This is a genomic window from Duganella sp. Root198D2 (genome assembly GCF_001428585.1).
In the GTDB taxonomy this organism is placed as follows: domain Bacteria; phylum Pseudomonadota; class Gammaproteobacteria; order Burkholderiales; family Burkholderiaceae_D; genus Rugamonas.
On record NZ_LMIC01000017.1, the window covers coordinates 29,534 to 46,270 of the forward strand.

The following is a 16,737-nucleotide window of genomic DNA, read 5'->3' on the forward strand; positions in this document are numbered from 1 at the left end:
GGGACGCAGGATAGCGCCAGCGGCCACGGCTGGCATGGATCAGGCAGGGATCGCCCGGGGCGGGCGTTTGGGAAGGGCAAGGTCAACCGGCAGCGGCGGCACGGGATCGGGCAGGTGCAGGCGCTCGGCCAGCGGGGAATGTGATGCCGGTTGCGGCAAGGTATAGGCCAATGCGGCGCCAACGCAGCAATCGCCCATGGCGCTGCCGTGCGCGCTACCGGCGCAATGGTCGCCGCTGTCGCCGGCTTGCTGGGCGGACGCCAGCATCGCCGCATGATCGTGTGACCCGTCCTGCATCGCCCGGGCAGCCGGCTTGTCAGCATTGGCCTGAGCGCACAGCAGCATGCTGGCCGAGGCAAAGCCCTGGAAGGGCAAAGCCACCAGCATCAGCCAAAGCGCAATGAAACGGATCACGGATTTCATGGGCAGCGATATTACCATGACCGCCTTAGAAGCGGCTTATGACCCTGGCATAGGCGCCCCGCCCGAGCGACAGCCTGGTAGCGCCGCTGAACTCCTCGTGGTCCCGGTCCAATGCGTTGCTGGCACCCAGCGCCAGTTCCAGGCCCGCCCTGACCTGCCAGTTGAAGTTGACATCCAGTGCCGTATAGCCGGGCAGCGCGGTAAAACGCAGCGGCCCGACGTGGCGCAAGGTCAGGTCCAGGTCGCGCCCTTCCCCCAGGGTGAATGAGGAGCGAAGTTTCGCCACACGGCGCGGGTCCACATTGCCCCTCACCGAACGGTTGCCGAAATCAAGCTCGCCCGGTTTGAGCGAGAATTCCTCATGCATCAGGGTCAGGCCCGCGCTGAGGCGCCAGTCAGGCGTAGCCTGGACACTTCCCCAAGCCTCCAGCCCGCGCGTTTCGCCTTCCATGCCATTACCGATTTCATAAACCAGCGGCGCCACCGGCTTGATGGTGCGCAGCTTGTCGTACAGGGCGCGATAAGCGGTGAGCGAATAGCTGGCGCGGTTGCCGAACTGCTGGCGCAAACCTATCTCCAGCACCCGGGCCGTCTCGGACTGGAAATTCGGGCCGCCGCTCAGGGTGCCCAAGGGCCCGGCATTGAAATAAATTTCGCGGTCAACGCGCGATGGTGCGCGTACGGTGCGCGACAGGGCCGCCCACCAGGAAGTCTCGGGAGTTGCCTTCCATGCCAGGCGCAAGTTGGGGAGGAATTCCATCCCGGTGTACTGGTTGCGTTCGATACGCAACCCGCCTGTCAGGTTCAACTGCTCGCTGAAGGCGACGGTATCCTGCCCAAACAGGCTGGCCCAATGCATGCTGGCGCGCTCGGGATGGAATGCGGTACCGCTGGTGACCGAAACCCGGTCAAGCGCAAAGCGATATTCAGCGCCCAGCGCCAGCATGTGCCGGCCAAGCGGCGCGAAGTTGTAGAGTGCCTGCAAGTCGGCGACGTCCAGGTTCTCCTTATAGACGCCCACCTGGTTGCGCTCCGTCCGATCGTAGTAAGCCAGCAGGGACAGGCTGGCGCCCCCGTCAAGCTGGCGGGTCCAATGCCCCATCAGGTTGGCGCCGCGCATGGATGCGGCGGGCAAAGGAAGGGCCGACGCCGTCACGAGCTGCCCGGCGCCGATGCGGTACACATCGCCCTGCATCGTAAGCGCATCGCTGCCGCGCAGCCAATCGGCACGGAACCCCGCCTGGGCATTGTGCCAGGCATCGCCCAGCGCCTTGCCGGCCAGGGTTTCACCGTGCGGCATGGCGTAATCCATGCCGTACGCACGCCAGGCACCGTCCTCCATCGCCGCGCCATAGCGGAAAGCCGCGCCGGACTGTTCCTGTCCCCAGCGCAGTTCGGCCATGCCGCCAAGGGTGGATGCCGCCGGCTTGGTGATCACGTTGATCACGCCGTTCACGGCGTTGGTGCCCCACAGCGTGCCGCCCGGACCGCTGACTACTTCGATGCGTTCGATGGCATCCATCGCGACCTGCTGCACGTCCCACGATACGCCGGACAGCAGCGGGGTATACACCGAGCGGCCATCGATCATCACCAATTGCTTGTTGGCGCTGTTGCCGGCAAAGCCGCGCGCGGTGATGATGTAATTGCCGGCAGGAGTCTGCGAGACGTGCAGGTTGGGCGCCATGCGCAACGCTTCGGCCAGGCTGCGCGCGCCGCTGCGCCGGATGTCGTCGGCGCTGATCACGAAGATCGACGCCGGGGCGTCGCCCAGCCTCTCTTCGCGTTTTGAAACGGACACCACACGCACATCGCTCAATTCTTCGAGCGACAGGTTGGCAAAGTTTTCCGGCGTGGCTGCGCCGCCGGCGGCAGCGACGGCCGATAGCGACTGGCTGCAGATACAGCCAGCGGCCAGTCCCCACTTCAGTGAATAGCCTGCTTTGGGCATGGCGGCCTCTCTTTCAGGAAGCACTGTCGAAAATCTTAGCACGGCGGCAGTTTTTCCCGCCACACATATGGCTTTCATCGTAAAACGAATAAGCCTCGCCCGCCATATCAGGATTCTTTATAATAGCTGGGCTTGAATCATCCTACTATCCTGATATGAAGCCAGAGATCCAAGGGTTCTTCGACCCCGTTACATCCACCGTCAGCTACGTGATTTATGAGGCTGACGGCAGCGAATGCGCCATCGTCGATTCAGTACTTGATTACGATCCGAAGGCCGGCCGCACCGCAACGACTGCCGCCGACAAGATCATCGCTTTCGTGCGCGAGCATCGCCTGCACGTCAGCTGGCTGCTGGAAACCCACGCCCACGCCGACCACTTGTCTGCCGCGCCTTACCTGCAAGGCAAGCTGGGTGGCCGCATCGGTATCGGCGCCGGCATCTGCAAGGTGCAGCATGCTTTCTCGGCGATCTTCAACCGCAAAGGCGAGAAGGAAGACGGCTCTCAGTTCGGCCACCTGTTCGGGGCCGACGAAGAATTCATGATCGGCAAGCTGAAGGCGCGCGCACTGCACGTACCGGGCCATACGCCGGCGGATATGGCTTACCAGATTGGCGATGCGGTTTTTGTCGGCGATACGATGTTCATGCCGGACGTGGGCAGCGCGCGCTGCGACTTCCCCGGGGGCTGCGCAGGCGACTTGTACAAGTCGGTGCACCGCCTGCTGTCGCTGCCGCCGGAGACGCGCCTGTTCATGTGCCACGACTATCCGCCGGCCGGCCGCGAGCCGCGCTGGGAAGTCACGGTAGCCGAGCAGCGCGCCGCGAATATCCATATCCGCGACGGCGTCAGCGAAGAAGAATTCGTGGCCATGCGCACCAGGCGCGATGCCACGCTGCAGATGCCGGTACTGATCCTGCCTGCCATCCAGGTCAATCTCAGTGCCGGCCACCTGCCGGAGGCTGAGGATAACGGCGTGCGCTACCTCAAGATCCCCCTCAACGCCCTCTGATTATTTCAAGGGCTCCGGCGAACGTCCGATCGGATCGTCGGTGTTGGCCAGGTACCAGGCCAGCGCCGACATGACGGCCACGTGCTTCTTCATGTTCACCGGATCGACCTTGTCGAAGGTGTCTGCCGGCGTGTGGTGGTAGTTGAAGTAGGCGCTGGTGTCGACGTAAGGCATGAACGACGGAACACCGCCCGCTTCCAGCTGGTGCACGTCTGAACCCGATGCCGAATCGCGGCGGTTGAACACGCCGGCGCCGATCGGCAGCAGCGCATTGCTCACCGGAGCGAAATACTTCTCCGCTTCGCCCCGCACGCTGCCCATGATGCCGAAGGTACGGCCTACGCCGCCGTCGGTCTCAATCGCAGCGAACTGCTTTTCCAGCTTGTCCTTGTGCGCTTCGTAGTAGGTATTGCCGCCCTTCAGGCCGTTCTCTTCGTTGGCCCACGCCACCATGCGGATGGTGCGGCGCGGTTGCAGGCCCAGTTTCTTGATGGTCTCGATCACGCCCATCGAAGTGGTGACGCCGGTACCGTCGTCATGCGCGCCGGTGGCCAGGTCCCAGGAATCCAGGTGGCCGGATACGATGACGACTTCGTCGGACTTGTCGGTGCCAGGCAGGTCGGCGATCACGTTGAAGGTGTCCGCATCCGGCAAGGTTTGCGGAGTCAGGGTCAGCTTCATCCTGACCGGGCCGCGCTTCATCAGGCGGCCGATCAGCATCGCATCTTCCGCCGTCACGGCAGCGGCGGGAATGCGCTGGTCGTCTTTCAGGTTGGTAGCGCCGGTATGCGGCAGGCGGTAATCGGCGCCGCCGACCGAGCGCACCAGCGCGGCCGCCGCGCCCAGTTCGGCCGCCATGCGCGGGCCGTTGCTGCGGTAGCGCGCAGCCTGGCCGTAGGCGTTGCCTGCCAGGCCGCGATCGGCCATGCCCTGGTCGAAGGCCACGTCAAACAGTACGATGGCGCCCTTCACTTCCGCCGCGCGGGCTTTCAATTCATCGAAATCGCGCACCACGACGATGGGCGCCGTCAGGCCCGTTGCCGGGGTAGCACCGGAGCCGCCGAGTGCCGTCAGCACCACGCGCTGGGTGATATTGGCCGGGCGGCCCTTGTAATCCACCAGCTCGCCCTTCTCTTCGCCGCGCACCCAGTGCGGCACCTTCACCGGCTGCAGGGTGACTTTAGCGCCCAGGGCGCGCATGGCGGCAGCCACCTGCTCCACCGCAGCCGCGCCACCGAGGGAGCCGGACAGGCGCGGGCCAACCAGGTCGGTCAAGTCTTCCAGGCGCTGGTAGGAGTAGTCGCTCTGCATCGCAGCATCGCGGATCTTGCCCAAAGTGGCAGCATCATTCGGGCTGGCGGCACTGGCAATGCCGGAGAAGCCTGCGCCCAGCAGGCAGACAAACAGGGCGGAAAATGCGGGCTTGCGGAGGTTCATGCGTTTCCTGTGAGAAGGTTAAGTTTCGCTCGGAACTTGACACAATAGCGCATTTAATAAGATCCTGCTGGGAGGACAACTTAACGATACAAATCTCTCCCCCTGTGGAGTTTGTAAGAATGTGTATATGCACTGGCGCAAGTTTTCGCGGCTCGCTAATCTACATACCAACAGAGATTGAAAGGGGACTTACCATGTTCAACAAACGTTTTGCCGGCCTGATGCTGATGGGCGCAGCCCTGACCGCTTCCTCCGCCGCTTTTGCCGCGGGTGACCGTGACTTCAACACCGCCGCAGGTGCCGTAATCGGCGCCGCGATCGGCAACCACAATGGTGGTACCGGCGGTGCAGTGGTTGGCGGCCTGGTGGGCGCTGCAGTTGGTAATTCCCTGTCCGGCGGCGGCCGCCACAACCGCGGCTACGTCGAGACCCGCGTCTACTCGCAGCCGGCCCCGGTCTACTACGAGCCAGCCCCGGTCTATTACAACCCGCCGCCGCGCGTGTACTACGAACCAGCGCCACGCGTGTATTACGAGCCGGCACCGGTCTACGTCGAACCGCGTCCGGTGTACTACTACCGCGGCCATGGACATGGCCACGGCCACCACGGTCGTTGGTAAGCAGACAAGAACCCGGCAATTGCCGGGTTTTTCATTTGTCAGTTTGCATGTCATTCCGACAGCAAAAACGTTGCGCTTTTGCTCCACAAGGAATACAGGGGTAAAAACACCCTTTATCGAAGGAAAGCCGTGTTGCCAAGCAACGGGGTAAACGCGTAAAGTTGCGTTATCCCTCAAAACGTCTTTCCATGAACAAGTGCTGCCACCCAGACCATCCGCACTGCACCTACTGGGTCATGCCAGGGGAAAGCATGTGCGCCGGCGGCCATGCGCAACCGGCGGCAGAAGCGGAAGGCGGCAGCTTCGAGCTGCTGAACACCATGCGCAGCGCCCGCAGCGGCCCGCCGCCTGTTCCGGTGGCAGGCTACTCGGCGCCGGCACGGGTCTACCCGCAGCTGCACATCAGCGGTTTTGACCCGCGCGCCGCCGGCGGCCGGCAGTCGCTCAAGATGGAATTGCGCGGCATGCCACAGGATTGCGGCCCCACGTTGTCGATCCGCCTGCGTTCTGAACTGATCCCGCACGGTTCGCTGCAGCAGCAGTTCATCCGCTCGGTGCATGGCGACTGGCGGCCCGTGTTCGTGGAATTCTCCTCGCGCGGCAAGGAGCATGGCCAGTACCAGATCCACGCCGAGATCGTCAGCAAGGATGACAACGTCCAGCGCCAGTGGGAATGCACTTTTGTCATCCTGGTGCCGCGTGTCGACGCCAGCCTGAATGAAATCCATCGCACCTTCCTCAGCACCCACAAGAATGTGCGCGTGATGGCCGACGACGCCGCGATCGCCCGCGTTTCCGCCCAGGGCGGCAACACCATGGACATCGACGTCACCGCGCGCAATGCCGGCATCGCCCACCTCGACCTCGGCGCACCGGCGGGCAAGGTCGACGTCGGCTATTCGACCATCGCCTGGGACGAAGACCTGATCGAGATCGAGCAGCCGCGCAGCGGCCCATCGCATCCCCACCCTACCCTGGCCGCAAGCTTCATCAACGCCGCGCCGGAAAACGGCGCCTGCCGCCACATCCGCCTGTTTGCAATGGAAGAGGTCTCGTTCGGCCGCTTCGAGCTGGCCGATCCCGAAGCCGACGTGCTGCTGCACCACTTCAGCGCCGAAGGCCCGGACTGCGCCGGCCTGACGCGCCGCCTGTCCGGCCGCCACGCGCTGATCCGCCGCACCCGCAACGGCTTCGAAATCGAAGACGTGTCGCGCTACGGCCTGCTGCTGGACGGCGTCTGGCCGGGCAAGAACAAGCCGGTGCTGCTGCGCACCGGCATGAAGATTGAAATGAGCGCCAGCATCAAGGGCATCGTGCTGCTGGAAGTCGGCGCCGTGATGCCGCATGGCGTGATCCTGCATCGGATCGACGAGGGCGCGCGCGCCGAATGTTTCGTGCTGCTGGCTGCCGATACCCATCCCGGCTACCCGCTGCCGCGCCATAACGCGCTGCCCAAGGCATCCAGCCTGCCGCTGCTGATGCACCACCAGGGCGGCTTCTGGCATATCGACCAGCTCACCGGCAAGGAAACCGCGCTGGCGCCAACGCCGAAGCAGGAAAAACTGAGCCGCATCCCGGCCCATACCCGCTTCGCCAGCGATCCATACCCGGAGCACTGGATCGTGCGCAGCGGCGCCGCGCACTTGCCGCCAGCAGAAGCGACTACTTAAGTCGCGACGGATGGCCTTTTCGGCAGCGGAATGAATTCCGTCTCGCCGGGAACCCTGGCGAAGCGCTGCGCTTCCCAGTCGTCGGCGGCCTGGACCAGGCGCTCCTTGCTCGACGAAACAAAATTCCAGAACAGGAAGCGCTGGCCATCCAGCGGTTCGCCGCCGATTATGACGAATTGCGCATCCGTGCTCGCCGTGACGCGCTGCGAATTCGATGTATCAAGCAAGGCCATGCTGTGCTGCGGCACAGGCGCGCCGTCAATATCGACCGAGCCGCTGACCGGATAGATGGCCGCTTCCGGCGGCAGGCCGTTCAGGGCCAGTTGCTGGCCTGCCTTCAGGCTGACGTCCAGGTACAGCGTCTGGCTGAAGGTCTTCACCGGCGAAGTGTGGCCGAACGCCGAACCGATCAGCACCCGGACCTTGGCGCCGTCGACCACCATCTCCGGAATTGCCGCCGCCGGCGTATGGGCGAACGAAGGCTCCTCCTCCTCATGCGCCTTCGGCAAGGCGGCCCACAGCTGCAGGCCGTGCGTGCGGTGCGGCACGCCAACCAGGTCTTTCGGGGTGCGCTCCGAATGCACGATGCCGCGGCCGGCCGTCATCCAGTTGATGGCGCCTGGCTCGATGCGCTGCAGCGTGCCCAGGCTGTCGCGGTGCTCCATCGCTCCCTCGAACAGGTAGGTAACGGTAGCCAGGCCGATATGCGGGTGCGGCCGCACGTCATGGTCGGCATCGGCCGGCACGTCGACCGGGCCGAAATGATCGAAAAAGATGAATGGACCTACCGCCTGCTTGACAGCCGCCGGCAAATAGCGGCGCACGACGAAACCGCCGCCCAGGTCTTTTTCATGGCCTTTCAGGAGGTGCGCGATATTCATGGCTTTACCCCAGTCTGGTGGAGATTTCGGTGGTCACGGCCGTCATCAGCTTGTGCACCGGGCACTTCTGCGAGATGGCCAGCAGCTCTTCGCGCTGCTCTTCGCTCAGTTCGCCAGTCAGGTGCAGCGTTGCGGCGAGGCGGTACACGCCCTTGCGCTCTTCGCTCGCATCGCGTTCGGTGGTCACCTGTACGTCTTCGACAGGAATGCCCTTGCGGCGGGCATACCAGATCACGGTCAGGGCCTTGCAGGCGCTGATTGCGGCATCGTACAAGTCGTGCGGCGAAGGACCGGCGTCGTTGCCGCCTTCTTCGATCGTGCCATCGACCGAGACAATGTGGTTGCGCACATGCAGGATGCTGCGCATTGGGAGCGACTGGTCGCGGACTACTTTAACGGTCATGGTGGTTTCCTGCTTGTTGGTTTATCCCGCAATTTACACCAACTTGCGTGCTACGCGGAAGCCCACCACATCGTTCGCCAGCAGTGCGGAGTAGCCGTTGCGCAGCGCGGAACGAAGATAGCGCGGCTGGTACAGCCAGGCGCCGCCGCGCAGGATGCGGCGCGCCTGGTCGCCGCCCTGTTCCCATGCGCTGCCATCGATCGGGGCGCCAAGGTAATTGTCGTGCACCGTGTCCTGCGTCCACTCCCAAACATTGCCATGCATGTCGAACAGGCCCCATGGGTTGGGTTGGTAGCTGCCGACGCGCGTGGTGCCGCCGTGGCTGTTGCCTTTGGGACCGTCGTTGTAGGTGAAGTGGCCGTCGTAGTTGGCGTGCTCCGGCGTGATCTCGTCGCCGAAGCTGAAGGCCGTGTGGCTGCCGGCGCGGCAAGCGTATTCCCATTCCGTTTCGCTGGGCAAGCGGTATTCCTGGCCGGTTTTCTCGCTGAGCCACTGCAGGTAAAGCTGCGCATCGTACCAGCTTACGCACACCACAGGATGGCGGTCGTCCTGCGCGAAGCCGGGCTGCTGCCAGTCCACGTCCATCTTCGATTGCCAGCCTGTCGCCTTGACGAAGGCGCGCCACTCGCCCACGGTCACCGGGTAGCGCCCCAGCGCAAACGATTGCCCGATGCCGACCCAGTGCGCCGGCAACTCCTTGTCGAGCCAGGTTTTCTGGGCGCCCGCCTTGACGGCAATCTTGTGCTCATGATCGGATGAACCCATCTGGAAGCGCCCGGTCGGGATCAGCACCAGGTCCGGCCCCACCCCGCTGCCGTCGGCGAACCGGTCGCGCAGCACGCCTTCCGCATCGGCCACCGGGCTGCTGGCGGTAGGCAGCAGCGCCGCCAGTTCCGCCGCCTTGCGCGCAGCCTGCTCCTTGCGGTGGCGCTCCTGCTCGGCGCGATAGGCTGCTTCCGCCTTCAATTGCGCTATCTTGCGCTGGTATTCCTCCTCGGCCTCGCGCGCCTTCAATGCATCGGCATCGCGGCGCGCGATCAATTGCTGGCGCAGGCGCTCCTTGCGCTCTTTCGCTTCCTGCTCGGCCTGTGCCTTGCGCTGCTTTTCCTGTTCGCGGCGCAGTTGCTCCTGGCGGGCCTTTTCCTGCGCCGCGGCCAACGCTTCGGCCTTGCGCCGCGCGGCAAGTTCAACTTCTTTCTGGCGGCGCTCTTCTTCCTCTTCGGCGCGGGCGATCGCGTCGGCCCGCGATCGAAGTTCGCGCGCGGCACGCGCCTCGCGTTCCTGCAGATCCGCCGCTGCCCGCTCGGCCTTGCGCGCAGCTTCGCGCTGGACGGCTTCCTCGGCGTTCGGCGCGGCCGCCTCCCGTAACTCGTCGAGCAGTGCCGCCACCGTTTCCGGCCGCTCGCCGGCGCGATTGGCAAAGCCGCGTTTCAGCACGCCCCATTGCTGCGCGTTAAGCACGCCGGGCCTGGCAGGTTCGAGCAGCGCGGTGTGCTGGTCGAAAGGCAACCGCCCTTCCAGCAACTGGTAGATCATGACCGCGACCGCGTAGACGTCCACCTGCGGGCGCGGCGCGCCCTGGCTGGTGCCCGCCTCCGGCGCGCGATAACCGGCGGTGCCCGCATTTGGCGTGGCCATGCCAAGGTCGGTGCCGGTGGAACGTGCGCGCGACGCGATGCCGAAGTCAAGCAGCTTGATTTCGCCGGCCTTGGTCAGGAACACATTGCCAGGTTTAAGGTCGCGGTGCACCAGGCGGTGCTTGTCCCAGGCATATTGCAGCGCATTGGCCACCGGCCGCAGCATCTGCTCGACCTGGGCCGGCGTCGCCTTGCCCTTTTCCGCCAGCCAGGCATCGAGATCCTGCCCTTCCAGGCACTCCATGATGATGAAGTAGCTGGAAGTGGCCGGGTCCTGCGCCCATTCGTAGACGCGCACGATATTGTCATGCGCCAGGCGGCGCGCCTGGGTCGCTTCTTCGATCAGCAGCTTGGCGTGCGCCGGACTCTGGGTGAGCTGCGGCGGCAGGATCTTCAGCGCGACCACCGCGCTGTGGCCCAGCTCCGCGTGGGTAGCCAGATCGGTGGCTTGCCACACCTGGCCCATGCCGCCCATGCCGATCAGGCGTTCCAGCCGGTAGCGCCGGTTATGCGGACCAATTTCCTGCCCCGCCATCAGGCCAAGCTCAGTCCCTTGGCGCACGATGGTGATGGGTGCCGCCGCCCCTCCCGGCGGCGCGTATTCGGCGTCCAGGATGGCATTCTTGCGGCGGTCGAACTCTTGCAGGCTTAACAGGCCATCTTCGTGCAGGGCACGCAGTTCGCGAATCTTGTCTCGGGCTGTCTGCATCTCTCTCGTGCTTTACCTCGCTAGCGGCGCCCCGCATTCTGGACAGAATTTCGCGTCTCCGCAATCGGTCGGCACCATATGGCCATTCCGGCAACGGCGCCCAGCCGAAACTCCTGCACTGGCTTGCGCCCGCAGCAGGTCCAGCTGGTGCTGGCGTTCCTTGTCGCCCACGGTATCGCGATACGAACGTTCATCCCGCACGTCCTCGCGCGCCAGCCGCAGCGCCTCGGCGGTCGTGATGCTGTTCTCAGCCGCCACCACGCCGGCCAGCGCCTGCAGCTGCTCGGGCGACATCGCGGCCTGCGCCTGCTGGCGCATCAGGCGCGAAAGCGCTTCCGCATTCGGTGTCGCCGCCAACGCAATCTTGCCGGTATCGCTCATGCGGCCGATGGCTTCCAGGCGGTCGATATCAATGCGTGCCAGGTCTGCAGCGTGCTGCTGCTGCGCCATCATGCTGTCGTATTCCACTTTCCAGCGGTTGAAGCGCTCCTCGCGCTCCCCTTCCATTTTCTTCAGCGACTGTTGCCACTGCGCTTCCTGGTCGCGCAGCTTCAGCTCCAGGCGCTGTTCTTCCACGGCCACCTGGTCCAGCATGGCCTGGCGCGCCAGGTTCTGCCCCTGCCGCTGCTGGACCCCGTCCGCCTCGATGGTGCGCAGCAGCTTTTCGTACTGGGCAATCGATTCGGCCGCGGCGCCGCTGCGTTTCAATTCTTCCAGCTTGGCGCTGATTTCGGCCACGTGGACATTCGAGCTGGCATCCTTGGCTTCTTCACCCCGCGCCTGCTCACGCTTGCGCGCCAGGTGCAGCCCCTCTTCCCACTCGGCGATGCGTTCCGCCTCGCGATGACGGGCAGCGTTGGCCAGGGCCAGGCCCTGGAATTTCGCGCGGTGATGTTCGGCTTCGATTTCCTGCTCGCGCTGCTGGGCCTCGATTTCGGCCTTGCGCAGGAGCTGGAGCTGGTTGCGGCGGTGTTCCTCATCCTCGATGGCCAACGCCTGCTGGATGCGGTGCTGTAGCTGCTGCTGGTACAGCTGGTGCGAGAAGCGCTGCCTGGCCAGTGCCCTTTCTTCCAGGCCGGCCTGCTGCGCCAATTCCATCTCGGTGCGCATCTTGATTTGCGCCAGCCGGCGCACCTGGTCCCACTGCGCGGCCTCGCCGGCGTGCAGGGACTTGTGGCGCGCCAGTTCATGCTCCAGGTCGGCCAGCGCCAGGCCGGCACCGTGTTCGAACGCCTGCTTGCGGGACTTGGCCTCGACGATGCGGCCGTACAGATCGATTTCGCGCGCGCGGATGGCCTGCATCTGCTCTTCGGCGTCGGCCTTCAGCTCCGCCCGGCGGAAATCGCTGCGCATTTTCTGCTCCTGGCGGCTGATCGCCTGCCATTCTTCCTCGTTGTAAAGCTGGTCGAGCTGCTTGACGTGCTCCAGCTGCCGCTGGCGCTCGTCGGCAACCAGGAACAGGCTGCCCTCGCGCTCGCGGTTGTCGTCGTATTTATCGTGCCGAAGTGACAAGGTTTCCATCTGCACGGCAGCCAGGCCGAATTCCGCCAGGCGCTGGCCCAGTGCACTGTGCAAGCGTTCGTTGAGCTGTTCGCGCAGCGCGCCGGAACCGGCCATGTCGCGCACCGAGCGGCTGCCCAGGAATTCGGCGGCAAGCTGGCGCATGGACGGCGCCAGCAAATCATGCAGCTGGAGCGTCGTGACGGTGCCCGGCGCGGTCATGAAATGCCGCGCAAAAGCTGGTACATCATTCACCAGCAGGCCCACGGTGAAGTGCGCCGCCAGTTTCAGGAATTCGGCGCTATGCAAGTCGGTGAAATTGAACTCGACCGGCAGCGGTGAGGTGCGGGTGATCAGGATTTCACCCTGCTCGTCGCGCCGCAGCTTGCCCATTCGGGCGAAAAAACCATCCAGCCCATATTCGCCCTGCGGTACTTCGGATACCTGTTCGCCCTGCAGGATGAAAGCGCGCGTCGCCGCCGGGACGTGCAGGGTCCTGGTAAAGATGCCGGAGAGCTGGCGCACGCCAAAAAACACTGCCAGCTCATCGTTAGCCGGGATCCAGCGGTTATCGCGCAACAGGGGCTCGTTGCGCGGCGCGCCCAGCGACAGGCCGCAATGGCTGCAGTAGTCGGAGCTGTCGCCGTTGCGGTGCCCGCATCGCGGGCACTTCACGCCGCCAAAACCAAACATCTTGAACATGTCCCACTCCTTGTCTGACCCTGCGCCTGCTGATTGTAACAGGGGCATCATGCGCCCAATACGCACCTCCTTATCTTGGCACAGCGCCAGCCCATCCATTCGTTCCGTATGAAGGGGGATTTCCCTTCTGTTCGCGTTTCGGCCGCAAAAGCCCCGTTTTTTTGCATTTCGCACCACGTTTTAGACAGCTTGTCGCACGGCGATGGCAACCGCCGGGCGGCCTGGATACAGTGTGCGCATGGAGAGCCCTCAACCGGAGAACGTCATGAAAGCCCTGCGTAATTTCGAAGCCCTGTTCATCGCCATCATCGGCCTGGCCTGCGCCGCCGACTTCGTATACGAAAACCGTACCGCCGAAACCGTGGCCCCTGCAAGCTACGCCAGCAGCGTCCAGGCGGCGCCTGCGGTCCCGGTCGTGGTGGTCGCGGCCAAGCGCATGAGCGAAGCGGAAAAGCAGGCCTCGCTGGCGGAAGAGCGCAAAGCCGCCCAGGGCAGCAAGATCTGAGCAATTGTTACTTGCCTGCTGGATTTGTAATAAACTGAATCAGGCTTTTCCCACTGGCCATGCGCTTGGTATATTGAACTCAGCGCATCACCAAACAGGAGAAATGCCATGTTCAAATCGAAACTCATCGCTGCAGCCGCCCTGGCCCTTGGCACGGTTGCATTAGCACCGACTGCCGCGCTGGCGCAGGTTGATTTCAGCGTCGTGATCGGCAACGCTCCTCCACCACTGCGTTTTGAAAGCGTGCCGCCACAGCGTTACGGCTACGTATGGGCGCCTGGCGTGTGGCGCTGGGACGGCTACCGCCACGTCTGGGTGGCCGGCCACTGGCTGCAGGAACGTCCCGGCTACCGCTACAGCCCCTCGCAATGGGTCCGTGTAGACAACGGCTGGGGATGGCGTGAAGGCGGCTGGGCCGTCTACGACAGCCGCCCGAGCTATGTCCAGGGCCCAAGCTACGGCTACCGCGATTACTACCGCGACAACTACTACCGCGATCACAATCGCGACCGCCGCCGCGACCGCGATCATGACGGCATACCGGACCGTTACGACCGCGACCGCGACAACGACGGCGTGCCAAACCGTTATGACCGTGACCGCGATGGCGACGGCGTACCGAACCGCTACGACCACCGCCCCGACAACCCGCACCGCCGCTAAATGCTGATGGCCGCGTGGCCTCGCAACAGGGATAGCCTGATGCGAGGCCACGCGGCCGTCAGTGCCATAAGAATTTCCACGTATGTCGATAAAACAGGAACGTGCGCAAGCCGAGAAACTCGCGCGCCAGGCCGTCTCCGCCTCCCCTGCCGCATGGCAGGCATGGTTCGATGGTTCGGCTCATCCAAATCCCGGCCGCATCGGCATCGGCGTGCTGTTGTCCGGCCCCGCCGGAGAACGGGTCGAGATCAGCCGCCGTGCGGGCCACGGCAGCAGCGGCGATGCGGAATACCTCGCCCTGATCGCGGCGCTGGAGAAAGCAGTGGAACTCGGCGTACCGGAACTCCTGGTGTACGGCGACAGCCAGGTGGTGGTGCAGGATGTGCTGTGTTCGCCCCCGGCAGGCGCAAAAGCGCTGGAAGAACATCGCGCCCGGGTCGGGCATTTGATGGCGGCACTGGCGCTGGTGAATGTGCGCTGGGTGCCGCGCCACCGGAATGGCGATGCGGACCGCCTGTCGCAACAGGCGATCCACGAAGGTGCTGCTTAACGAACCTTGAACACGCTGACCACGTCGGCCAGGTTGCTTGCCTGGTTCTGCATGGATTCGGCGGCAGCCGCCGCTTCTTCCACCAGTGCGGCATTTTGCTGCGTGACCTGGTCCATCTGGCCAACAGCCTTGTAGACCTCGTCGATGCCCGAGCTCTGCTCGGCGCTGGCAGCGGTGATCTCGCTGATGATGTCCGACACGCGCTGCACGCTGGAGACGATTTCCTCCATGGTGTTACCCGCATCCGACACCAGGCGCGTACCGGCATTGACCTTCTCGACCGAGTCGCCGATCAATTCCTTGATCTCTTTCGCCGCCGCAGCGGAGCGCTGCGCCAGGTTGCGCACTTCCGAGGCCACGACCGCAAAGCCGCGGCCCTGTTCACCGGCGCGCGCCGCTTCCACCGCTGCATTCAGCGCCAGGATATTGGTCTGGAACGCGATGCCATCGATCACTGTGATGATGTCCACGATCTTGCGCGAAGAAGCATCGATCGATTCCATGGTGCCCACCACTTCCGACACCACGCTGCCGCCCTTGCGCGCCACCGAAGCCGCCGCACCAGCCAACTGGTTGGCCTGGCGTGCATTATCGGCGTTCTGCTTGACGGTCGAAGTCAGTTCCTCCATCGAGGAGGCGGTTTCCTCCAGCGACGCCGCCTGCTGCTCGGTACGCGCCGACAAGTCCTGGTTGCCCGCCGCGATCTCGCTGGATGCGATGGTGATTGAATGGGTCCCGTTGCGCACTTCACTGACGATGTTCAGCAAGGACTGGTTCATGTCGCGCAATGCGCCCAGCAACTGGCCGGTTTCGTCGTTGCCGTGCACGCGGATATCGGCGGTCAGGTCGCCGGCCGCCACACGGCGCGCCGCATCAACCGCGCGCGACAGCGGGGTCGTAATGCCCTTGGTGAGCACATAGGCGCACACCGCGCCGAATGCCACCGCAAGCACGGCCAGCACCGTCAACAGGCTGCGGCTGTTGGCCGAAATACTGTCAATTTCTTTACCGATGGTGTCGATCTTCCCGCGCTGCATCGACAGAAGATCCTGCACCAGCGCCTGGTACTGCGCGGCAGCCGGGCGGTAGGTCTTTTCAAAGGTTTCGTTCGCCTGTTCCATCTCGCCATCGGTCTTCAGCTTGGCGACCTTGTCGCGCGAAGCGATATAGGCCTTGCGCTGTTCCATCACGCGATCCCACAAGGCTTTCTCGTCAGCGTCGCTGATCAGCGGCTCGATCTTTTTCTGCAGTTCGGCCGAGGCGGCGGTGGATGCTTTCGATTCCTCGGCAAAGAAGGCGCCCAGCGATGCATCGCTGCTGCGTGCAATCGCCGTAGTGCGGCGGATAGCGCTATCGATCTTCGAATACCAGTCGGAGATCATGCGCTCCTTGGCCAGCGGGGTCTCCATCATATGGCTCGTAGCGCCGGCAACTTGCTGCAGGCGCCACACGCCGATGGCGGCAATCACCATGGACAGGGCGAGTGTAACGGCAAAGCCGAATGCCAGGCGTTTGCCGATACTCAGGTTGCTCAGGAAGTTCATGCCGCCATCTTCTCGATCAGGCCCATGTCAGCGGACGACATCAAGCGTTCAATATCGACCAGGATCAGCATGCGGTCATCAATGGTACCCAGGCCGGTGATGTATTCAGTATCCATCGAACCGCCGATGTCCGGCGCAGCCTTGATCTGTTCCGGCTGCAGGGTCGTGACATCGGAGACTGCATCCACCACAATACCCACGACGCGGGTGCCGATATGCAGGATGATGACCACGGTGAAAGGGCCGTAGGTCGGCTCGCCAAGCTGGAAGCGCACGCGCATGTCGATGATCGGCACGATCAGGCCGCGCAGGTTGATCACGCCCTTCACGTAGTCCGGCGCGCTGGCAATGCGGGTCGGGCTTTCGTAGCTGCGAATCTCGCTGACCTTCTGGATATCAATGCCGTATTCTTCCTGGCCCAGGGTAAAGGCCAGGAACTCGGCAGCTTGGTTGGTGGTTGCAGTCATGATAATTTTTCACTTATGAACGATGACACCATAATGTTACCGTAGACCAATAAAATAATCAC

The 16,737-nt window shown here is 63.8% G+C and carries 15 protein-coding genes; 6 read left to right on the forward strand and 9 right to left on the reverse strand.

Annotated elements, in window-relative coordinates; all coding sequences use genetic code 11:
- Positions 1 to 39: 39 nt before the first annotated feature.
- Together ASE26_RS16305 and ASE26_RS16310 are read right to left on the reverse strand one after the other, a co-directional pair.
- Positions 40 to 423, reverse strand: a complete 384-nt coding sequence (locus ASE26_RS16305; RefSeq protein ID WP_055926709.1) for a hypothetical protein — start codon at positions 421 to 423, stop codon at positions 40 to 42.
- A 25-nt stretch (positions 424 to 448) separates the two neighbouring features.
- Positions 449 to 2,374 carry a TonB-dependent siderophore receptor gene (locus tag ASE26_RS16310; protein WP_055926711.1) on the reverse strand — a complete coding sequence of 642 codons (1,926 nt, stop codon included), beginning with the start codon at positions 2,372 to 2,374 and terminating at the stop codon, positions 449 to 451.
- A 155-nt stretch (positions 2,375 to 2,529) separates the two neighbouring features.
- Between ASE26_RS16310 and ASE26_RS16315 the strand changes: the two genes are divergently transcribed.
- Positions 2,530 to 3,387 carry an MBL fold metallo-hydrolase gene (locus tag ASE26_RS16315; RefSeq protein ID WP_055926714.1) on the forward strand — a complete coding sequence of 286 codons (858 nt, stop codon included), beginning with the start codon at positions 2,530 to 2,532 and terminating at the stop codon, positions 3,385 to 3,387.
- On the opposite strand, the gene ASE26_RS16320 is transcribed toward ASE26_RS16315, so the two are convergent.
- Positions 3,388 to 4,824: a M28 family peptidase gene (locus ASE26_RS16320; protein WP_057246566.1), complete on the reverse strand. Its 1,437-nt coding sequence runs from the start codon at positions 4,822 to 4,824 to the stop codon at positions 3,388 to 3,390. It lies immediately after the preceding gene.
- A 194-nt stretch (positions 4,825 to 5,018) separates the two neighbouring features.
- On the opposite strand from ASE26_RS16320, the gene ASE26_RS16325 reads away from it, so the two are divergent.
- Together ASE26_RS16325 and ASE26_RS16330 are read left to right on the forward strand one after the other, a co-directional pair.
- On the forward strand, positions 5,019 to 5,444 hold the full coding sequence (locus ASE26_RS16325; RefSeq protein ID WP_055926719.1) for a glycine zipper 2TM domain-containing protein: 426 nt from the start codon (positions 5,019 to 5,021) through the stop codon (positions 5,442 to 5,444).
- A gap of 188 nt (positions 5,445 to 5,632) precedes the next feature.
- Positions 5,633 to 7,114 carry an FHA domain-containing protein gene (locus ASE26_RS16330; RefSeq protein WP_229208166.1) on the forward strand — a complete coding sequence of 494 codons (1,482 nt, stop codon included), beginning with the start codon at positions 5,633 to 5,635 and terminating at the stop codon, positions 7,112 to 7,114.
- Here the strand turns inward: ASE26_RS16330 and ASE26_RS16335 are convergent.
- Genes ASE26_RS16335 through ASE26_RS16350 form a run of 4 tightly spaced genes read right to left on the reverse strand, consistent with a single transcriptional unit; the run spans position 7,111 to position 12,946 of the window.
- Positions 7,111 to 7,995: a pirin family protein gene (locus tag ASE26_RS16335; protein ID WP_057246567.1), complete on the reverse strand. Its 885-nt coding sequence runs from the start codon at positions 7,993 to 7,995 to the stop codon at positions 7,111 to 7,113. The genes ASE26_RS16330 and ASE26_RS16335 overlap by 4 nt on opposite strands.
- A 4-nt stretch (positions 7,996 to 7,999) precedes the next feature.
- On the reverse strand, positions 8,000 to 8,398 hold the full coding sequence (locus tag ASE26_RS16340) for an OsmC family protein (RefSeq protein ID WP_057246568.1): 399 nt from the start codon (positions 8,396 to 8,398) through the stop codon (positions 8,000 to 8,002).
- A 33-nt stretch (positions 8,399 to 8,431) separates the two neighbouring features.
- Positions 8,432 to 10,744, reverse strand: a complete 2,313-nt coding sequence (locus ASE26_RS16345) for a bifunctional serine/threonine-protein kinase/formylglycine-generating enzyme family protein (protein ID WP_057246569.1) — start codon at positions 10,742 to 10,744, stop codon at positions 8,432 to 8,434.
- A gap of 12 nt (positions 10,745 to 10,756) precedes the next feature.
- Positions 10,757 to 12,946 carry a zinc-ribbon domain-containing protein gene (locus ASE26_RS16350; RefSeq protein ID WP_055926728.1) on the reverse strand — a complete coding sequence of 730 codons (2,190 nt, stop codon included), beginning with the start codon at positions 12,944 to 12,946 and terminating at the stop codon, positions 10,757 to 10,759.
- A gap of 265 nt (positions 12,947 to 13,211) precedes the next feature.
- Between ASE26_RS16350 and ASE26_RS16355 the strand changes: the two genes are divergently transcribed.
- The 3 genes from ASE26_RS16355 to ASE26_RS16365 all read left to right on the forward strand — a co-directional run bounded on the left by ASE26_RS16355 (position 13,212) and on the right by ASE26_RS16365 (position 14,664).
- The gene (locus tag ASE26_RS16355) at positions 13,212 to 13,451 is read left to right on the forward strand and encodes a hypothetical protein (RefSeq protein ID WP_055926730.1); all 240 of its coding nucleotides are present in this window, start codon (positions 13,212 to 13,214) and stop codon (positions 13,449 to 13,451) included.
- A 108-nt stretch (positions 13,452 to 13,559) separates the two neighbouring features.
- Positions 13,560 to 14,114, forward strand: a complete 555-nt coding sequence (locus ASE26_RS16360; RefSeq protein WP_055926732.1) for a YXWGXW repeat-containing protein — start codon at positions 13,560 to 13,562, stop codon at positions 14,112 to 14,114.
- 82 nt (positions 14,115 to 14,196) lie between these two features.
- Positions 14,197 to 14,664, forward strand: a complete 468-nt coding sequence (locus ASE26_RS16365; protein ID WP_055926734.1) for a ribonuclease HI family protein — start codon at positions 14,197 to 14,199, stop codon at positions 14,662 to 14,664.
- Here ASE26_RS16365 and ASE26_RS16370 read toward each other — a convergent pair.
- Entirely contained in the window at positions 14,661 to 16,208 is a 1,548-nt protein-coding gene (locus ASE26_RS16370; protein WP_082507153.1) for a methyl-accepting chemotaxis protein, read from the reverse strand. The two genes, ASE26_RS16365 and ASE26_RS16370, sit on opposite strands and share 4 nt — an antisense overlap.
- The gene (locus tag ASE26_RS16375) at positions 16,205 to 16,675 is read right to left on the reverse strand and encodes a chemotaxis protein CheW (protein WP_055926736.1); all 471 of its coding nucleotides are present in this window, start codon (positions 16,673 to 16,675) and stop codon (positions 16,205 to 16,207) included. The genes ASE26_RS16370 and ASE26_RS16375 overlap by 4 nt, the downstream gene beginning before the upstream one ends.
- Between the last annotated feature and the right edge of the window lie 62 nt (positions 16,676 to 16,737).

Bases quoted from the DNA above. Each gene is read 5' to 3' on its own strand.
- ASE26_RS16305 (WP_055926709.1), bottom strand. From the start codon at position 423: ATGAAATCCGTGATCCGTTTCATTGCGCTTTGGCTGATGCTGGTGGCT.
- ASE26_RS16310 (WP_055926711.1), bottom strand. From the start codon at position 2,374: ATGCCCAAAGCAGGCTATTCACTGAAGTGGGGACTGGCCGCTGGCTGT.
- ASE26_RS16315 (WP_055926714.1), top strand. From the start codon at position 2,530: ATGAAGCCAGAGATCCAAGGGTTCTTCGACCCCGTTACATCCACCGTC.
- ASE26_RS16320 (WP_057246566.1), bottom strand. From the start codon at position 4,824: ATGAACCTCCGCAAGCCCGCATTTTCCGCCCTGTTTGTCTGCCTGCTG.
- ASE26_RS16325 (WP_055926719.1), top strand. From the start codon at position 5,019: ATGTTCAACAAACGTTTTGCCGGCCTGATGCTGATGGGCGCAGCCCTG.
- ASE26_RS16330 (WP_229208166.1), top strand. From the start codon at position 5,633: ATGAACAAGTGCTGCCACCCAGACCATCCGCACTGCACCTACTGGGTC.
- ASE26_RS16335 (WP_057246567.1), bottom strand. From the start codon at position 7,995: ATGAATATCGCGCACCTCCTGAAAGGCCATGAAAAAGACCTGGGCGGC.
- ASE26_RS16340 (WP_057246568.1), bottom strand. From the start codon at position 8,398: ATGACCGTTAAAGTAGTCCGCGACCAGTCGCTCCCAATGCGCAGCATC.
- ASE26_RS16345 (WP_057246569.1), bottom strand. From the start codon at position 10,744: ATGCAGACAGCCCGAGACAAGATTCGCGAACTGCGTGCCCTGCACGAA.
- ASE26_RS16350 (WP_055926728.1), bottom strand. From the start codon at position 12,946: ATGTTCAAGATGTTTGGTTTTGGCGGCGTGAAGTGCCCGCGATGCGGG.
- ASE26_RS16355 (WP_055926730.1), top strand. From the start codon at position 13,212: ATGAAAGCCCTGCGTAATTTCGAAGCCCTGTTCATCGCCATCATCGGC.
- ASE26_RS16360 (WP_055926732.1), top strand. From the start codon at position 13,560: ATGTTCAAATCGAAACTCATCGCTGCAGCCGCCCTGGCCCTTGGCACG.
- ASE26_RS16365 (WP_055926734.1), top strand. From the start codon at position 14,197: ATGTCGATAAAACAGGAACGTGCGCAAGCCGAGAAACTCGCGCGCCAG.
- ASE26_RS16370 (WP_082507153.1), bottom strand. From the start codon at position 16,208: ATGAACTTCCTGAGCAACCTGAGTATCGGCAAACGCCTGGCATTCGGC.
- ASE26_RS16375 (WP_055926736.1), bottom strand. From the start codon at position 16,675: ATGACTGCAACCACCAACCAAGCTGCCGAGTTCCTGGCCTTTACCCTG.